The organism is Vibrio chanodichtyis, from assembly GCF_028863985.1.
In the GTDB taxonomy this organism is placed as follows: Bacteria; Pseudomonadota; Gammaproteobacteria; order Enterobacterales; family Vibrionaceae; genus Vibrio; species Vibrio chanodichtyis.
Genome location: NZ_JARBFT010000015.1, coordinates 47,278 through 66,396 on the forward strand (window position 1 = coordinate 47,278; position 19,119 = coordinate 66,396).

The window sequence follows — 19,119 nt, forward strand, 5'->3', positions numbered from 1 at the left end:
ATTTAACCACCAATAAACTCCTCTCGACTCCCCAAGGTATAGACTTCGAGGATCATCCTGGCTTGTGGATAGCGTTCAACTTGATAGTGAAAACGGCGCCAATAATATTTGACTGGCAAAGCTTCCAAAGCTTGTAAATAATCACGGATCGCAAAATAAGATCCGGTCAACTCCATGCGCACCGGATGCAGATAGTAGTCTGATTTGACACTGGGATCGCTAGAACGAACGATCGGTTCAGCTGGTAACGATTCTAAAGCGATCAATTTAAGCGCTTGGCTTTGCCTAAGCACATTATCCAATAAATTCGGCATCTCGGACGGCGCCACCATAGCGGTCATTTGCTCGGCAAGTTGCAAAGCCAGATCTTGACTTTGCCGCGTCAGCTGGGCTAATTCCAGATCCAAATTGTGATCTGGATTACGCGCCAATTTGGCTTGCAGTATCGTCATTTCATTTTGCAGTTGCTGGTTATTGGTGAGCAAATTTTGCATCTGCAATTGGTGTGCTTGTCCCTGCTTTAAAGCCGGTTCAATCAATCCAATCAGCCATACCACCACCAACAACACCGTACCACATAGCGCGATCAAGCCTTTTTCGCGTAGTGAAAGAGCTGAAAACTGGCGCACCACGGTTTGCCAATAAGACATCATTTACGCTCCCCGCGCTGAGAATTAAGTTCAAAGGTGATGATATCCTGCTCATTGCGGCCAATTTTCAATTGTTCAAAGCTGCGTCCTAACAAGGTTACCTCTTGTTTAAACTGATTGATCCAATTAGGGATCGCCGCAGGATCGCGCGCTAATCCTTGCACATTAAGCTGCACAGCATCCAACACAATCCGGTTTAAAGAGATATCACGCCGAGCCAATTGCGCTAACGAATTTAATACTCTGCTGTAACCAGCTTGCTGGGTCACATCAAATTGCGCCATCGCTTGTTGCACTTGCTGTTGGGCGGTGATTTGTTTTTTGAGCCGTTCAATCGCCGCTAATTTCACCGGCGAAGGAAGATGGGCTGCAGCTTGCTGGCGCAAGGTCACTGCTTGCTCCGTCAACGATTGATTTAGCTGCAACAAGGCTTGTGCTTGTTGGCGAGCTAGCGCATTTTGGTATTCAATACCGGCATAACCAAATAAGCACAGCGTGCTGACCGCCAACCAAACCAGTAATAGGTTGGTTAAGCTAAATTGGTCTCGTTTAGGTTTGAGATGCGATTGATAAAAATTGATCGATTCTTGCGATACATGACGTACATAACGCGCTAACTGCTCGCCGCATAAAGCGGCATCACCTGCCAGCCCCGAAGCCCTAACGCTTAACCTTTCATTCAGTCCTGCGAGTAAGGCTTGGCTATCTTCGCCATCGCAGCACACTTTGAGCTGCTGTAAAGCGCCGCCTTTAAATTGCGCCGACAGATAATCAATCGAGCGTTGTAATTCGAGCGCCAAGCTATCTAATTGCAAAGCGCTGGCCGCGTTATCGGTGACTGGTGCACTAATTCCACGCAAAGTACGCTGGAAGCTGCATTGTCGATCAATAAAAGCATCCAGCTTAAAACTGCCACCTAAGCTTCGATGCAGTAATAAAAAATGGCTAAGCTCGCCACCCGTTAAACCCCAAATGGCTTGCTCGGGAATGATTTTGCCGAGCGTTAAGCCCGCGGCTAGCGCCATGCTTTGTAATTCCAGAATGACACGCTTATTGATCACATAAGCCTGTACTTTACCGCTATCAGGCAATAGATGCGCATCGGCCACCACCTCAGTCACTTTTTCACTGAGCATGTCTTTAAGCAAGAATGGCAATGCCGCAGACCACTCTTCACGAGGTAGATTGGGCTGATCGATTTGATAAGTTTGATAAAGCTGTGAATGAAGCACCAGATGTATTTGCACATCATGAATCGCATGCTGCTGTAAAGTTTGCACTAGCACCGATTGCCAATTTTGCTGGTTTAACGGCTGAGCAGGGATCGGCGGCAGATCATCGGCGGTAAAAAATAAACTTTCTGGCTGTACCATGACGTACAGTTGCTGAGCAGTCGTTTTTGCAGTAAATAATTTTCCTATCCAACCTAATGGGTTGGTCCAGCTTGGTATTTTCATGCTCCAGCCACTGTTATTTGATTCGCCATCGATTACGTTTACTGACGGGAGTCAAAGAGATCGCAGGAGAGCATTTGGCTGGCTCTGTCGATGGAAGCGGCAACATCTGACGCTCTTCATCAAATAGTCGTCCCTGCACACCTTTCACTCCTAACATCTGTAAAGATTGCCACTCCTGTGGTGTTTCAACCCCTACCGCGATCACCTCCGTTTGTGTTCCACTACACACGCCAACCAAACTGCGTATAAACAGTTGATTCTCGTAACGTTGGTCTATTTTTTTAATCAAACTGCGATGCAGTTTAAGATAATTAATTTTTAGCTCTTTGATGTAGTGTGTGCTAACAATGGTTCTGCCCGCTTGCCCAACCACTACCTGACAACCTAACCCAGTTAACATGCGCACAATCGGGCGCATATAATCCAAATGCTTAATTAGGTGCGCTTCAGAAAACTCAAATGAGAGCCGCGAACGCAAAGAAAATGGCATTTGCATCAGTTCATTAGTTATCCAGCGAGCATATCTTCTATTGCTAAATGGAACAACGTGTAAATTAATGGATAGAGGATCACAGTTCTCAGTTTGCTTAATAAAATGCACTACGCTGCATAAAACTGCGCGATCCAACATCGCCTCATAACCGACCGTTTCTAACGCCGAACTAAAACGAGAAGCTTTCAGAATGCCATGTTGTGGATCTTGAATACGGGCAAACAATTCGTAATGCACCAACTCACGTTCGCTATTAGCCGCAGTGAGATAACAGGCCTGACGATATAATAAAATTGCATCAGGCTGCAGCGCTTGCTCAAACAGAGTACGCCACCGCACACTGCCGCGGCTTTCTGGTAACTGCTGCGGTTTTTGAAAACGACTCCATGCATTAACCCCCTGTAATTGGGCACTTTTAAGCGAGGTCTCCATCTCATCAATGATCCGCCCACGCCGCTCCCCTTCATGGTACATGGTCACACCAATATGGAACCAATTGTCTTCACTGAGCGGCTCTGGTGGCACAAGACGCTCGATCAATTTGACGGCTTGAGAAGCAACCTGCGCCACCTCTTTACTCCCTTGATGAGGAATAAACAGCGCGAATACATCATCGTAATAACGAGATAAAATCGCATCTGGGTAGCGCTGTACGATATTAGACAAACACTGACCGACTTCTACGATCAGCTCATCGACTGACAATTTCGAACTATCTTCGCGTGCCGACTCTAGATCGTCGAGCCGCAGCATCATCACTCCACCATGCGCGCCACTCTCTAGCAAAGCGGATTCCAGTTTGCTGTCATACAACACTCGATTCGCGGTGCCGGTTAATTGATCTAAAAAAGTTTGGCTGCGAATGAAAGTATCAAAGCGGCTACGCTCTTGACGAGCATCCTGCAACTCTTCAATCAAGCGGTCGATCGCTTCGCTAGCGGTATAAGGCCATTCTCGAGGATCACCTTTTGCATGCTGCTCAACCCGTCCAGCTAAAATCATTCGCCCACGCTCTTCTAAAAGCTCGGAGCCGAATAGTTGTTCTTTTAACCACTTAACCCCTCGCTGTAGGAACAATATAATCAACAAGATGGCAAGTGAAGTCGACCACATCGCTTGTGGAGAGTCTGCATAACTGAGATAGGGGGGAATAGCCTTAAAATGTGCTACATAAGCGGGGTGGCGTTTGAGTGGCAGCGTAACTAGAGATACACGAGTGCTGTCAATACTGGCGTCTGCATCGTTAAAACGATACACAACCGTGGTTTGAGAACTAAGTTGCATTTCAATAATGCCACTGGCTTGCAGCATCTTCGGCATCCAATGTGGCATAGCGTGTAGCGCATCAGGATCATCCAGCTCTTTATCGACGACCTCAACAATACCCTGCAGATAGTGATTGAGATATTCCTGACCGAGGCGCTGAAAAGATAATATCCCGCCAATAAAAAGGATAAACATGGCGCTGATCACCGTCATGGTCACAAACGCGACGAGCCGAGTACTCAATTTTAATGTCGGTGTATACCTCATTTCGTACTATGTTCCTTGTGCGCTGCAACTGGGAGTCCAGTCCCAAACTATTTATATTACAACCAATTGAGATAACTATATAAAAAAGCCGCGAAATTCGCGGCTTTTTTCGTCAATCACACCCCTAGAATGGGATGTCATCATCAAAATCGATCGGGGGCTCATTATATTGCGGCTGAGCATATTGTTGCGGCGCAGGTTGCTGGATCGGTTGAGACTGTTTAACCGGCTGCTGTGGTTGCCCCCAGTTACCTTGCTGCGCAGGAGGATTCATACCACCTTGGGCTGGCATACCGCCTTGTTGTGCACGGCCACCAAGCATCTGCATGATCCCGTTATAGCCTTGCACCACGATATCGGTAGAGTAACGATCTTGACCATTCTGATCTTGCCATTTACGCGTTTGCAATTGACCTTCAATATAAACTTGAGAGCCTTTACGCAAATATTCACCTGCAACTTCTGCCAATTTTCCATACAGCGTCACACGGTGCCATTCGGTTTTTTCCTTCTGTTCACCGGTCGTTTTATCACGCCAGCTTTCAGAAGTCGCAATGGTAATATTCGCTACCGCGCCACCACTTGGCATATAACGCACTTCAGGATCTTGGCCTAAGTTACCAATCAAAATTACTTTGTTCACGCCACGGCTTGCCATGTTTTGCTCCGTAATCAGGTCATATCTATTGATTTTAAGTAGTCGACAAGGATACCACCGTTTTGTCAGCTGAACCAATCGAATTCCCCGATTATGCTGAGCACAACATTAATCTCCGTTTCACAAATTTCGCTTCTTAAGACCATTTCACCAAAACAACTCACTGACAAACCTATCGATTACTTACGCGATAGAGGTGCTCCGCAAATTACTCTGTTCACATAGCATCAGCACCTTTTTTTGGTCATATTAAGGGCACTATTTCATATCAGTATAGGTAGGTAATCATCATGCAACGAGCCAATTACGCCCGCACTATTTACTTACTCACCCCTCAAGCAAACGATGTACACCCGGATATTCAGGCCGCCATTACTAAACTAGATTTAGCCGTTCCCGTGATTGAGCCACCACGTTTATTGCAAGACTTTCAATCTGATAAGCATAAAATTCTGCTGCTCGACCATCGGCAGAGCGGCCAAATTCGCCAGCAACTTGGACCACTGAAACTCACCAGTCCCTACTTTGAAACGATTTTATTTAACGTAGCTAAGCGCTTAAAAACTGACGAACTACTAACTTTTGGTAACTTGAAGGGGCTGTTTTATGCCAGTGATGAAACTGATTTCATCGCCCATGGGCTAGGTGAAATTATCAATGGTCAAAATTGGTTACCGCGCCATGTGAGTAGTCAATTATTGCACTACTATCGTTATGCATTCCAAACTCATCAAACACAAGCGACCGTCGATCTCACCGCTCGTGAAATTCAAATTCTGCGCAGCTTACAAACTGGTGCATCCAATATGCAAATTGCTGAAAGTTTATTTATCAGTGAGTTCACGGTTAAATCACATTTATATCAAATATTTAAGAAGTTAAATGTCAAAAACCGCGTCAAAGCAATTGCTTGGGTGAACCAAAATATATTGTGATATTTATCTCATTCAATCAGGAATGTGAGGCTCTGCCGAGAGCTATACCCAAACCACTTCGAGTTGCAGGTAGGCGGCAAGTGATTGATTCCTATGAGCATAGACAAACTATGTGATTGGAGTGAACGAACCTAGCCAACACCGCTGCAGCTTCAAGTAGGAAGGGGATACCCAAATATGTGCGGATTAACCACAGTGGACAGTTTGATAGAGTCGGTAATTTGATATTTCGTACCAGTTAGTCTACGCATAATATGTGGCAACAGTAAGACTTTACACACATTTTTGGCACCTATCGCAGCAACGTAATGCAGTGGTGAATAAGAAATGGTAGAGTCGAAATTATTTTTCCTAGCACACCATGGATCGAAATTATGATTAAAAAGTGTCTATTTCCGGCGGCAGGTTACGGGACCCGCTTTCTACCTGCAACTAAGTCAATGCCTAAAGAGATGATGCCAATCGTCAACAAGCCACTGATTGAATATGGGGTTGATGAGGCGATTCAAGCCGGGATCACGGGGATGTGTATTGTGACAGGTCGAGGTAAACAATCGATCATGGATCACTTTGACATGAACTATGAGTTAGAGCATCAGATCCGCGGCACCAATAAAGAAGATCTGCTAATTGATATCCGTCACATCATTGAAAGTGCTAATTTTACCTTCATTCGCCAACGTGAAATGAAAGGCTTAGGGCATGCAATTTTAACCGGTAAAGAGCTGGTGGGTGACGAACCGTTTGCGGTGGTACTGGCTGATGACTTGTGTGTCAATGAACAGCAAGGGGTACTGATGCAGATGGTTGCACTGTACAAGCAGTTCCGCTGCTCGATTGTTGCGGTACAAGAAGTACCCGAAAATGAAACCCACAAATATGGCGTGATCGCTGGCGAAATGATCAAAGATGATCTGTTCCGAGTCGATAATATGGTCGAAAAACCAGAACCGGGTACCGCACCAAGTAATCTGGCGATTATCGGCCGGTATATCTTGACTCCAGATATTTTTGATCTGATCGAACAAACCGAACCCGGTAAAGGCGGCGAGATCCAAATCACTGACGCCCTACTCAAACAAGCGCAATCCGGCTGTGTGTTAGCCTATAAATTTAAAGGTCGACGTTTCGACTGCGGTAGCGTTGAAGGCTATATCGAGGCCACCAACTTCTGCTATGAAAACATGTATAAGCAAAACGCACAAAAAATTGAACTAGCCAAAAAACTGACCCAAAAAGCGCAGTAATTGTAGCAAGTACACCGCGAATATTGTCAGCCTACTCACCGCAATATGAGTAGGCTTTTTTACGATATACATGACTGTTTTTTTATCCAGTATTCACTTGCACTTTGTTCACGCTATGCAATACTTGCTGCACTTCGTGTTAAGCAAAGAGCACACCTAATGGACAAAATCGAAGTACGCGGCGCTCGTACCCATAATCTCAAAAACATCAATCTGACCATTCCTCGCGATAAGCTAATCGTGATCACTGGCCTTTCCGGCTCAGGCAAATCATCTCTCGCGTTTGATACGCTGTATGCCGAAGGCCAACGGCGCTATGTCGAATCGCTTTCCGCTTACGCTCGTCAATTTCTCTCGTTAATGGAAAAGCCAGATGTTGACCACATTGAAGGATTATCGCCCGCGATTTCGATAGAACAAAAGTCCACCTCACACAACCCACGCTCCACCGTCGGTACGATCACTGAAATTTATGACTACTTGCGTCTACTCTATGCACGGGTCGGTGAACCACGCTGCCCTGAACATCAAGTACCACTTAAAGCGCAAACCATCAGCCAAATGGTCGATAAGGTGTTAGAGTTACCGGAAGGCAGCAAAATGATGCTGCTCGCCACCATAGTCAAAGAGCGTAAAGGCGAGCACGTAAAAACCTTAGAAAATCTCGCTGCACAAGGCTTTATTCGTGCGCGGATTGATGGCGAAACCTGTGATCTCACCGATCCCCCCGCGCTGGAATTACACAAAAAACACACCATTGAAGTGATTGTTGATCGCTTTAAAGTGCGTAGTGATCTACAGCAGCGCTTAGCCGAATCATTTGAAACCGCGCTCACTCTGTCTGGGGGCATAGTCGTCATCGCACCAATGGAAGGTGAGGGTGAAGAGCAGATTTTTTCCGCCAATTTTGCCTGCCCACATTGTGGTTACAGTATGCGCGAGCTGGAGCCGCGCCTGTTCTCTTTTAATAACCCAGCCGGCGCTTGCCCGACATGTGATGGCCTAGGTGTACAACAATATTTTGACCCCGATCGTGTACTGCAAGATGCCAATTTAAGTCTGGCACAAGGCGCCATTCGTGGATGGGATCAAAAGAACTTCTATTACTTTCAAATGTTGAGCGCACTCGCGGAACACTACGCTTTCGATCTGCATACCCCATTCAATAAACTGAGCAAAAAAATTCAATCGATCATTCTTGATGGCTCTGGTCGTACTGAAATTGAATTTAAGTACGTTAATGATCGTGGTGATCTCCGCCTGAAAAAGCATCCCTTTGAAGGGATTTTGCACAATTTAGAACGCCGTTATCGCGATACGGAATCCAACTCGGTACGCGAAGACTTAGCCAAATATATTGCCAATAAGCCATGCAGTAGCTGTGGCGGTACGCGCTTAAAAATCGAAGCACGTAATGTGTTTATCAATGATACCGCGCTGCCACAAATTGTTGAGTTCAGCATTGCCGATGCGCTGAATTTTTTCCAGCAACTCTCCTTGGAAGGCCAACGCGCGCAAATCGCCGAAAAAGTGATGAAAGAGATCAATGATCGTCTGCAATTTTTGGTTAACGTGGGCCTCAATTACTTAAACCTATCACGCAGTGCCGAAACCTTATCTGGCGGTGAAGCGCAGCGTATCCGTTTGGCAAGCCAGATCGGAGCTGGGCTGGTCGGGGTAATGTATGTGCTTGATGAACCTTCGATTGGCCTCCACCAGCGTGATAACGAACGCTTACTGCAAACCCTAACTCATCTACGCAACCTAGGTAATACGGTGTTAGTGGTTGAGCATGATGAAGATGCGATCCGCATGGCAGATCATGTGATTGATATTGGCCCTGGGGCGGGGGTGCATGGCGGCAATGTGGTCGCGCAAGGCAATGTGGATGAGATCATCGCTAACCCCAATTCACTCACCGGCCAGTACCTCAGTGGAGCAAAAAAAATTGCGCTACCCGCACAGCGAACGCCACGTGATGTGAGCAAAACCGTTGAATTAAAAGGTGCGGCTGGCAATAACTTAAAAAATGTCGATCTGTCGATCCCGGTGGGCTTATTTACCTGTGTAACTGGCGTTTCTGGCTCAGGTAAATCGACGCTGATCAACGACACTTTCTTTAAGATTGCCCATACCGCACTCAATGGCGCAACCACTGCCATGCCGGCACCTTATGCATCGATTCAAGGGCTGGAACATTTTGATAAAGTGATCGAAATTGATCAAAGCCCAATCGGCCGAACGCCACGCTCTAACCCTGCAACCTATACTGGGATCTTTACCCCGATCCGTGAACTGTTTGCGGGTACTCAAGAATCCCGTGCGCGCGGTTACCAACCGGGGCGCTTTAGTTTCAACGTGCGAGGTGGTCGCTGTGAAGCGTGTCAGGGTGATGGGGTGATCAAAGTTGAAATGCACTTCCTACCGGATGTGTATGTCCCTTGTGATGTGTGTAAAGGCAAGCGCTATAACCGTGAAACGCTGGAAGTGCACTATAAAGGCAAAACCATTGATCATGTGCTGGATATGACGGTAGAAGATGCGCGGGAATTTTTTGATCCGGTTCCTGTAATTGCCCGTAAGCTGCAAACCTTGATCGATGTCGGACTCTCTTATATTCGGCTAGGTCAATCAGCCACCACACTTTCAGGTGGAGAAGCACAGCGGGTGAAGCTCGCTCGTGAGCTTTCCAAACGCGATACTGGCCAAACCTTATATATTCTCGATGAACCAACGACTGGTCTTCATTTCCACGATATTCAACAACTGCTCAATGTCCTGCATCGCTTACGCGATCACGGCAATACAGTCGTGGTGATTGAACACAACCTAGATGTGATCAAAACTGCCGACTGGATCGTTGATTTAGGCCCAGAAGGCGGCCAAGGCGGAGGGCTAATTATTGCGCAAGGCACCCCTGAAGAGGTGAGTTTGGTCGAGAATTCACACACAGCACGCTTCCTCAAGCCTTTGTTGAATTAGAAAAAAAAGCTAAAGTAACCAAACCAGCCCATCCAGGGCTGGTTTGTTATTAAGGTAAACTGCATGGCAATTTTGCTGTTAAGCGGCACTCGGCTAGAGCCTCACACGCCTAGCCTGCCGCTCAATAAACCCTTTCTATTTTGTTTGGCGCTAGTCTATCTAGTCGCAATGCATTTCTTTATGCCCAATCCTGGAGGGGTTGGACTCGCGCTCGCGTTTAACAATACCACTTGGATTGCGCTCAGTATTACGCTCGCGATTGGTTTATATCAACTCGCCAATAATCAAGCACTGCGTTATTCAAAACTGACGATTGGCCTGACTATCAGTTGTGTGCTGCTGACGTTACCGATCACCTATAGCGATGCCGATGGATTACACAGTATCAACCGCCTGATCGGACTGTGGACTGGATTGCTGCTATTTGTGGCACTGCAACAATTTCGCTTCAGCAATAAACATAAGCAGCGACTGCTGTGGTTTATTCTGCTCGCCAGTCTCATTGAAGCCATGATTGGCTTAGTGCAATATTTTTACTTAGCGCCCGGCAATCCATTTGGCTATGACAGTGTGGCCAATCGTCCTTATGGTATTTTTCAACAACCCAACGTCATGGCGAGCTTTTTAGCGACTGGGCTAGCGCTTTCAGGCTATCTACTCGCAAGGCAACCGGAGAAGTACGACGCCCATCTCAGTAAAATGGGAATGTTGTATATCACACCAATACTCACCGTGCCGTTATTACTCGTACTGGCCTCGCGTACCGGCTGGATTGCCAGTTTAATCAGTATTATTTTGATCGCCGCTTACCTATACAGATTCGCCTCTCGCCAACGCTTTACTCTCTGGTTACTTGCGATTGGGCTCGGGCTATGCGCCGGCTTTGCGGCGATGCATAGCCAAAACAACGCTGATTGGGTCGCCAATAAAACCGATCTCGAAAGCCCACGCCGTTACACCTTTCCACAAGCCATCGATATGATCATCGAAAAACCCTTCACTGGTTATGGTTATGGAAAATTTGAAGCACAATATCTGCTGTATACCGCTCGCCAGCATCAACTTAATAGCCACTACCCAGCCGGCCTTGCTGCCATGGATCATCCACATAATGAACTGTTGTATTGGGGCGTTGAAGGCGGAATGCTGCCAGTTCTGGGGATTTTATTGGCAGCCTGTGCGTGTATGCTGCGCATTTATTCCGCCAAACGCGGTACGCGCTTAGCGATGCTGGCACTGTTGGTGCCGATCACTTTACATGCACAATTGGAGTATCCATTTTATCACTCGGCCATTCACTGGATCACTTTCATTATCTTGATCTATTGGGTTGATCAGCGGGTCGCGCGTTACCGACTGGCCAATTTCAGTCTTATCAGTCAATCACTACTGCGTATGCTGAGCTTAGTGATGCCGATTATCACCAGCTTGTATATGGTTAGCGCATTGCAAACCAATTATATACTTACTCAATTTGAGCAATCGCAACCGCGAGATCCCGAGCTACTCAAGCTGGTGACGAATCCGATAGTTTGGCAAGACCGATTGGACTGGGATATTTACAGTACTTATCTGCACATTGGCTTGCATGAACAAAAACCACAGTTGATTGAACCTTATGTGCAGTGGTCACATCAAGTGATTCAACATCAACCACGCCCTACTTTTTACAGTAATTTAATTTTGGCCTACCAAGGATTAGGTGATAACAGTCGTGCTCAGCAAATCTGTACTGAGGCAGAGTTTCTATTTCCCAATCAGGATTTCAGTCATATTCAGTATCGCTCATCAGTAACGACAGTCGCACCATCACAAGCAACACCATAAGTGGTTTCACTCCATCCCAACTTGCGGTGATAACCTCACCGCAAACCTTGGCAGCATCTTGAAACGGCAAATCATTGTCACTGAAATGTTATGTTTATTTGCACTTGAAGCACAATTTATCGTTGACAATATTTGACCAACACCGTTCAATGAATGCGCTATCTAGCAGAAGAGGAGCACTACCCAGGCAGATGTTTTGTGGAGCCTCAACTCCAAAACAGAACATTCAGGGGGAGTAGTGCCGAGGTGAATCAAAGTTGCGGCTTTGGTTTATCGGTTGAATGGGCTGAATCCCTTCAACTGTCATCAGTTCGGATCTGATGAAGAGCTTCGAAGGGACACCTTTCTATTGTCACCCCTCTATTTTGCTCTATAACAACACTCTCTTCACAACATTGGACGTTGGGTTTACCAACAACTCGTTTTTCAGGAAGTCTGGGAGAATTGCCGTGAGCACATTTAACGTCGCCAAATTTGGTGGTACTAGTGTCGCCAACTTTGAAGCGATGAGCCGTTGTTCGGCCATCATTGAAAATAATCCACAAACCCGTTTAGTGGTCAGTAGTGCCTGTTCTGGGGTCACCAATTTATTGGTTGAGCTGGCCAATGGCGTGGCATCCGCCGATCGCCGTCGAGCGATTTTACAACAACTGACCGATATCCATTATGTGATCATCGACCAACTGGCAGATCCCACTCGGGTCGAACAACAAGTCAAAGAGGTATTAGATACGGTAGCCAGTGCCGCCGAAGCCGCGGCATCACATCCCAACAAAAAATTAACCGATCAGTTGGTCGCCAGTGGTGAATTGATCTCCACCTATATTTTGACCCAATTGATGTGCGAACGGGGTGTCAATGCGGTACGTTTTGATATTCGTGAAGTACTACGCACCGACAGTCACTACGGCAAAGCTGAGCCACAGTTAACGGAAATGGCTGCGTTGGCTCAACAAAAATTGCTCCCACTTTGTCAGCAACATGTGGTGATCACACAAGGTTTTATTGGCTCCGATGCACAAGGGAATACCACTACTTTAGGCCGCGGGGGCAGTGACTACTCTGCCGCGTTGATTGCGGAAGCGGTGCAAGCTTGCGGCTTGGAAATTTGGACCGATGTGCCAGGGATCTACAGTACCGATCCACGTATTGCATCTAAAGCCGCACCGATTGCCGAGATCAGTTTTAGTGAAGCGTCAGAGATGGCCAATTTTGGCGCAAAAATTCTGCATCCATCGACCTTGTTACCCGCAGTACGGCACGGTATTCCGGTATTTGTAGGCTCGTCGAAAGAGCCTGAAAAAGGCGGCACTTGGATCCGGCAACAGGTAACAAGCGCCCCCTTGTATCGTGCCCTGGCACTGCGCTGCAACCAAACCATGGTGACGCTGCGTAGTGCGCAGATGTTCCATGCCTACGGCTTCCTAGCTAAGGTATTTGAGATTCTGGCTAAACATAAACTGTCGGTAGACCTGATCACCACCTCTGAGATCAGTGTGTCACTCACCTTAGATAAAACCGATACCTCTGGTGGCGCGCCTGAACTACCAGAAGCAGTTCGAGCAGAGCTAGAAGCGTTGTGCAGCGTCGAAGTCGAATACAATTTGTGTTTAATTGCGCTGATTGGCAACAAGATGAAAGAGAGCCGTGGCTACGCTAAACAAGTGTTCAGCGTGTTGGAAGATTATAACTTGCGTATGATCTGCTACGGGGCCAGCGCACACAATCTGTGTTTCTTATTACCTGAAGCCGTCGCCAAGCAAGCGGTGCAAAAACTACACACTGAGCTATTTGAAAAATAATCTCATAAAAAAATGAGAGGCCACATCCGGTGGCCTCTCACAATTCAACCGCTCGCTAATTACACCTCTAAGTTAGGCGCTAACCACTGCTCAGCTTGCTGTAAACTCCAACCTTTGCGCTCAGCATAACTGTGTAGCTGATCTTGCTGGATCTGCGCCACCGCAAAATAACGCGCATCAGGATGTGAAAAATACCATCCCGAGACTGAAGCACCTGGCCACATGGCATAGCTCGAAGTCAGTGACATGCCAATGGTTTGTTCAACATGCAACATCTGCCACAAGGTGCCCTTTTCGGTATGCTCAGGACAAGCGGGATAACCCGGTGCTGGGCGAATGCCCTGATAACGCTCACGGATCAACTCATCATTAGAGAGATTTTCATGGCTGGCATAACCCCAAATCTCTTTACGCACTTTTTCATGCAGATATTCGGCGAAGGCTTCCGCCAAACGATCGGCCACCGCTTGGATCATGATCGCATTATAATCATCGCCTTGTGCTTTATAGGCATCGGCTAAGGCTCGCTCGCCAATACCACCCGTTACCGCAAATGCGCCAATCCAATCACGCTGACCACTCTCTTTCGGCGCAATGTAATCCGATAAGCAGTAATTCGCGCCCTTGGGCTTTTCCGTTTGCTGGCGCAAGTGATGCAGTCGATAAGCCACTTGGGTGCGCGATTCATCATGATATACCTCAATATCATCACCGACACTCGCCGCAGGGAACAGAGCACACATACCACTGGCTTTCAATTGCCCTTCTCGCTCTACTGTATCAAGCAAAGCATTGGCATCATGAAACAGACGTTTCGCTTCTTCACCGACTTCTTCATGCTCCAAAATTGCAGGGTATTTGCCCATCAGCGACCAAGTCATAAAGAAAGGTGTCCAGTCGATATAAGGACGTAGCGTTGCTAACGCAATGTTTTCAAACACATGCACACCAGGTTTAGCGGGAGCTGGCGGCGTGTAGCTTGCCCAGTCTAACTGCGCCTTATTGCCCCTTGCTTGTACTAAGGTCACTGGCGCTGATTTGGGCATCTTGCGTGCATGTTGCTCACGCGTGCGCTGATAATCCAGATCCAAACGTTCAACAAATCCAGCCCGCTGATCATCAGAAAGCAGCGAAGTACACACCCCAACCGCGCGTGATGCGTTATTCACGTACACCACTGGCGCATGATAATTCTGCTCAATCTTAACCGCAGTATGAGCTTTTGACGTGGTTGCGCCACCAATTAACAATGGAATAGTAAAACCTTGTCGCTCCATCTCTTTCGCGACATGCACCATTTCATCTAATGAGGGTGTGATCAAACCCGATAAGCCAATAATATCGACCTGCTGCTCACGCGCGACTTTGAGGATCTGCTCACAAGAGACCATCACACCTAAGTCAATAATCTCGAAATTATTACACTGCAAAACCACTCCAACGATGTTTTTGCCAATGTCATGCACATCGCCCTTGACCGTGGCGAGTAAGATTTTACCGTTCGAGCTACTGCTATTTTTTTGGGCATTAATGAAAGGTTCAAGGTAAGCTACCGCTTGCTTCATGACTCGGGCGGATTTAACCACTTGAGGCAGGAACATTTTTCCTTCGCCGAACAAGTCACCCACAACGTTCATACCATCCATCAGCGGCCCTTCGATCACCTCGATCGGCTTACTTGCTTGCTGACGGGCATCTTCCGTATCTTGCACAATAAATTCGGTAATCCCTTTCACCAGAGCATGCTCAAGACGCTTAGCCACTGGCCAACTACGCCACTCCAGTGCGGCACTATCCTCCTCTTTGCCGACACTGTTGTCTCGATACGCTTCAGCAATCTCCAGCAGTCGCTCGGTCGCATCGTTACGCCGATTGAGGATCACATCTTCCACCGCATTACGCAGTTTACTCGGCACGTTATCGTAAATTTCCAACTGGCCGGCGTTGACAATCCCCATATCCATACCATGTTTAAAACAGTGATAGAGAAACACCGCATGGATCGCTTCACGCACATAGTTGTTGCCACGGAAAGAGAAAGAGACGTTAGATACGCCACCAGAAATCATCGCATAGGGTAGATCACGTTTGATATCGGCAACCGCCTCAATAAAATCCACCGCATAGTTGTTGTGTTCATCAATCCCAGTGGCAACAGCAAAGATATTGGGGTCAAAGATGATATCTTCCGCAGGAAAGCCCACCTCATCGACTAAGATCCGATATGCACGGCGACAGATGGCCAATTTGCGCTCGCGAGTATCGGCCTGACCCACTTCATCAAATGCCATCACAATGACCGCAGCACCGTAACGACGCACCAGTTTAGCTTGCGCAATAAACTTTTCTTCGCCCTCTTTAAGCGAAATCGAGTTCACAATCCCTTTGCCTTGAATACATTTCAGCCCAGCCTCAATCACCTCCCACTTCGAGGAGTCAACCATCACCGGCACTTTGCAAATTTCCGGCTCAGCCGCGCACAAATTTAGGAAGCGCACCATACAGGCTTGCGCATCCAACATACCTTCATCCATATTGATGTCGATAATTTGTGCGCCGTTTGCCACTTGTTCACGGGCCACATCCAAGGCTTGATCGTATTGTTCTTCCTTGATCAGACGTTTAAAACGCGCCGAACCAGTGACATTAGTGCGCTCACCAATATTCACAAATAAGGTTTCAGGGCCAATATTGAGCGGCTCTAAACCCGAGAGGCGACATTCCACTTTTAGATCTGGTAAAACCCTTGGTCTCACACCATCTAGAGCTTTAGCCATTGCGGCAATATGCTGCGGAGTGGTACCACAACAACCTCCAACTAAGTTCAAAAAGCCGGCTTGCGCCCATTCAACAATATGCTCGGCCATCTCATCTGGCGAGAGATCATATTCGCCAAATGCGTTAGGCAAACCCGCATTCGGGTGTGCCGAAACATAGCACTCGGCAATGCGCGACAACTCTTCCACATACTGGCGCAGCTCGTCTGGACCTAACGCACAGTTCAAACCAAACGAAATGGGTCGCACATGGCGTAACGCATTATAGAAAGCTTCGGTCGTCTGCCCAGAAAGGGTTCGTCCCGAGGCGTCGGTGATGGTACCGGAGATCATGACCGGTAAAGTAATGGCGAGCTCTTCAAATACACTATCGACGGCAAATGCACACGCTTTGGCATTGAGCGTATCAAAAATGGTTTCAATCAAAATCAGATCGCAACCACCTTTGATCAACGCGCGAGTAGATTGCGCATACGCCTCAACCAACTGATCAAATGTCACATTACGAAAACCAGGATCATTCACATCGGGGGAGATTGAACAAGTGCGATTGGTTGGCCCAAGAACACCAGCCACAAAACGCGGCTTATCGGGCTGTCGTGCGGTCCACTCATCGGCGACTTGTCGTGCTAATTGCGCCGCGGCGAAGTTAATCTCTTCGCTAACGGATTGCATGTCATAGTCCGCCATGGCAATCGTAGTGGCATTAAATGTGTTGGTTTCCAGAATATCCGCTCCCGCAGCCAAATACGCGGTGTGGATTTCTTTAATGATCTGCGGCTGGGTCAGCACTAAGAGGTCATTATTCCCTTTTAAATCACAGTGCCAATTTGCAAATTGTTCACCACGATAGTCTGCCTCTTGTAATTGATAGCTTTGAATCATCGTCCCCATACCACCATCGATGATCAGGATACGCTGCTTCAATTGTTGCTCGAGTTGTTGTCTTACTTCCTGTCCCACAATACCGCCCTATTCCTTATGCTGTGATCACATCCTATCACACACAATTCAGAAATCTAGATGGCTAAAACTTAAGAAAAAATAGATAGCGTGTACGGTGGGTAAAAACTTAAGTGATAAAAAATATTTGCTATTTATCCAACCCAGAAACACAATTTAATTTACAAGTTGTTACATACACTGAGAGCAAAATGTCCGTTTACTACACCCTGTGCTTCCTTTCTGCAGCCGCCATGCTGATCGCATTTTTAAATAGCAAGATCAGCAAAATGCAGACTACTATTGCGATCACCGCCGGCTCGATGATTTTGTCATTGCTGCTGTTGATTGCCGGTCAAAACGACTGGTTTCATCTCAATCAAATCGCTACCGACATTGTAACCAAAATTAACTTTGAGAACTTTCTGCTCAAAGGCATTTTAGGCTTTCTGCTGTTTGCTGGCGGTTTAGGTATTAAATTACCCAACCTTAAAGATCAAAAATGGGAAATTACCATACTCGCACTCGGCGCCACGCTATTTTCCACCTTCTTTATTGGCTTCGCTTTATATGGCTTCTGCCGATTAATCGGCATCCCACTTGATCTGGTGTACTGCCTTTTGTTTGGTGCACTCATTTCACCCACCGACCCCATCGCAGTGCTGGCTATTGTTAAGAAGCTAAAAGCCCCCAAACGAATAGCCACCCAAATCGAAGGAGAATCGCTATTCAATGATGGTTTTGGCTTGGTTATCTTCGTCACTATTTTTACCATCGCTTTTGGCGATCAAACGCCAACCATCGGCAGTGTTAGCTTGCTGTTTGTGCAAGAAGCGATTGGTGGAATGATTTACGGGGCATTATTAGGATTGGTATTCCACTATCTTATCTCTGCCACCAATGATCATTCGATGGAACTGCTGCTCACGATTGGCATCCCTACTGCTGGCTATGTATTCGCCGATATCATCCATGTCTCGGGACCACTGGCGATGGTGGTCTCCGGGATCATGATTGGTAACTGGACACGCTTTATTGGCTTTTCAAAAGAGAGCGTCGATCACCTCGACCATTTTTGGGAACTGGTTGATGAATTTCTAAATGGTCTGCTATTTCTACTGATTGGTATGTCAATGTTGCTGTTTGAATTCCACCGCGAAGACTTAATTTTGATGGTGTTTGCCATTCCATTAGTACTGTGTGGACGCTATCTCAGCGTATTAGTGCCTTATATCGGCTTTAAACGCTACCGCAACTACAACCCTTGGTCGGTGCGTATTCTAACTTGGGGCGGCCTACGTGGTGGACTGGCTTTAGCGATGGCTCTTTCAATACCATCGGGTATTTTGGTCATTCCAGAAAAATTGATTGAGGTAAAAGAGCTGATCATGGTCATGACCTACTCAGTGGTCGTATTTTCAATCTTGATCCAAGGTTCAACCATTACCCCAATGATTGAGCAAGCCAAGCAAGCAGAGCGAGCGATGCAAACTGAAATCAATCGCGAAGATGCCCCGATATCTGTTCAGCAGGAACATCATGGCTGAGCGAATCCTTGAATAGATACTCTAGCCAGCTCAGGATTAAACCATCCCACCACCAAACCGATGCCTTGTGCATCGGTTTTTTATTACTCGGATGAAAGGGGCACGCATGATGCACTGACGGAGGGGAAGCTGAGCGGTAAAATAAGGAGATAAGGCCAGATAACCCAATACATCACTGACCAAATAGTGGAGAGCCAATAGCAAAAAACCCAGTCCGAAGACTGGGTTTCATAATAAGTGGCGGAGCGGACGGGACTCGAACCCGCGAC

The 19,119-nt window shown here is 47.0% G+C and carries 11 protein-coding genes and 1 riboswitch; of the genes, 6 read left to right on the plus strand and 5 right to left on the minus strand.

Annotated elements, in window-relative coordinates:
* Window positions 1-2: 2 nt before the first annotated feature.
* The 4 genes from gspM to PUN32_RS12410 form a co-directional block, all read right to left on the minus strand.
* Window positions 3-653 carry a type II secretion system protein GspM gene (gene gspM / locus PUN32_RS12395; protein ID WP_274723501.1) on the minus strand — a complete coding sequence of 217 codons (651 nt, stop codon included), beginning with the start codon at window positions 651-653 and terminating at the stop codon, window positions 3-5.
* Complete coding sequence (locus tag PUN32_RS12400; protein WP_274723502.1) at window positions 650-2,107, minus strand: MSHA biogenesis protein MshI; 1,458 nt, start codon at window positions 2,105-2,107, stop codon at window positions 650-652. The genes gspM and PUN32_RS12400 overlap by 4 nt, the downstream gene beginning before the upstream one ends.
* A gap of 13 nt (window positions 2,108-2,120) precedes the next feature.
* Window positions 2,121-4,133 carry an RNase E specificity factor CsrD gene (gene csrD / locus PUN32_RS12405; protein WP_274723503.1) on the minus strand — a complete coding sequence of 671 codons (2,013 nt, stop codon included), beginning with the start codon at window positions 4,131-4,133 and terminating at the stop codon, window positions 2,121-2,123.
* A gap of 124 nt (window positions 4,134-4,257) precedes the next feature.
* The gene (locus tag PUN32_RS12410) at window positions 4,258-4,791 is read right to left on the minus strand and encodes a single-stranded DNA-binding protein (RefSeq protein ID WP_274723504.1); all 534 of its coding nucleotides are present in this window, start codon (window positions 4,789-4,791) and stop codon (window positions 4,258-4,260) included.
* Between the two features lie 290 nt (window positions 4,792-5,081).
* On the opposite strand from PUN32_RS12410, the gene PUN32_RS12415 reads away from it, so the two are divergent.
* The 5 genes from PUN32_RS12415 to lysC all read left to right on the plus strand — a co-directional run bounded on the left by PUN32_RS12415 (window position 5,082) and on the right by lysC (window position 13,584).
* Entirely contained in the window at window positions 5,082-5,726 is a 645-nt protein-coding gene (locus PUN32_RS12415; protein WP_166013769.1) for a LuxR C-terminal-related transcriptional regulator, read from the plus strand.
* Between the two features lie 374 nt (window positions 5,727-6,100).
* Window positions 6,101-6,973, plus strand: coding sequence for a UTP--glucose-1-phosphate uridylyltransferase GalU (gene galU, locus PUN32_RS12420; protein WP_166013770.1), 873 nt, complete (start codon window positions 6,101-6,103; stop codon window positions 6,971-6,973).
* Between the two features lie 159 nt (window positions 6,974-7,132).
* Entirely contained in the window at window positions 7,133-9,955 is a 2,823-nt protein-coding gene (gene uvrA, locus PUN32_RS12425) for an excinuclease ABC subunit UvrA (RefSeq protein WP_274723505.1), read from the plus strand.
* 63 nt (window positions 9,956-10,018) lie between these two features.
* Window positions 10,019-11,782 (plus strand): PglL family O-oligosaccharyltransferase, encoded by a 1,764-nt coding sequence (locus PUN32_RS12430; RefSeq protein ID WP_274723506.1) that lies wholly within the window; start codon window positions 10,019-10,021, stop codon window positions 11,780-11,782.
* A gap of 161 nt (window positions 11,783-11,943) precedes the next feature.
* Window positions 11,944-12,121: riboswitch (Lysine riboswitch) on the plus strand.
* A 110-nt stretch (window positions 12,122-12,231) separates the two neighbouring features.
* Complete coding sequence (gene lysC, locus PUN32_RS12435) at window positions 12,232-13,584, plus strand: lysine-sensitive aspartokinase 3 (protein WP_274723507.1); 1,353 nt, start codon at window positions 12,232-12,234, stop codon at window positions 13,582-13,584.
* Between the two features lie 59 nt (window positions 13,585-13,643).
* Here lysC and metH read toward each other — a convergent pair whose 3' ends face one another.
* Window positions 13,644-17,324: a methionine synthase gene (gene metH, locus PUN32_RS12440; RefSeq protein WP_274723508.1), complete on the minus strand. Its 3,681-nt coding sequence runs from the start codon at window positions 17,322-17,324 to the stop codon at window positions 13,644-13,646.
* 191 nt (window positions 17,325-17,515) lie between these two features.
* Between metH and PUN32_RS12445 the strand changes: the two genes are divergently transcribed.
* Complete coding sequence (locus PUN32_RS12445; protein WP_274723509.1) at window positions 17,516-18,850, plus strand: cation:proton antiporter; 1,335 nt, start codon at window positions 17,516-17,518, stop codon at window positions 18,848-18,850.
* Window positions 18,851-19,119 lie beyond the last annotated feature (269 nt).